1 protein-coding gene is annotated in these 800 nt (G+C 39.6%); it reads left to right on the forward strand.

Translation table 11 applies throughout. From position 1 onward, the window contains the following. A partial coding sequence (locus ACFIK8_RS10945; RefSeq protein ID WP_375669442.1) for a bifunctional folylpolyglutamate synthase/dihydrofolate synthase occupies positions 1-800 on the forward strand: 800 nt, incomplete at both ends.

The raw sequence follows: 800 nt of genomic DNA on the forward strand, positions 1-800 counted from the left end.
CCAGCTGTATCCCTTATCATGCCTATTGACTATGATCACGAAACCTTTCTTGGAAAAACAATTGCACAAATCGCTTTTCAAAAAGGGGGAATTATAAAACCGCAAGTCCCAGTGGTTATCGGTAAGCAAGAGCATGATGAAACCCTTTCTGTTTTAACGACCCTTGCTGATAAAAACAAAGCACCTTTTTCCTTATTTGAGCAAGATTATCAAAGCTATACAGAACATGGACATATGGTCTTTCAAAACAATCAAGGTCTCATAAATCTTCCACTTCCTAATCTGATTGGAATGCATCAAATTGCCAATGCTGGAGCTTCTCTTGAAGCAATTTATCAAGCAGGTTTTCGACTTTCAGAACAAGCAATTAGTCATGCTTTGCAAAATATTTACTGGCCAGCACGGATGCAACATCTTACCCATGGAAATTTAGTTGATCAAATGTCTCCTGGTATTGATTTATGGTTAGATGGCGGTCACAATCCCGCTGCTGGAAAAGTTGTTGCGGCAGAACTTATTCAATGGAAAAAAAAATCAACCCGTCCTATTATTATGATTGCCAGTATGCTCAATACCAAAGATACTGTCGGTTATTTTCGCCCTTTAGCAAACCTTGTCGATAAAGTTTATACGATTCCGTTGATCGACAACAACGCAAGTCTTTGTCCAACGATTTTAGCTGAATCAGCGAGAAAAGTAGGGCTTCTTGCCAACCCACAAGCACATCTTCAAGAGGCCTTACAGAGAATTAACACAGAGTATAGAGAAGCAATCGTCCTCATAGGTGGTTCTCTTTACCT

It is taken from the genome of Bartonella sp. MR168JLCBS (assembly GCF_042194175.1).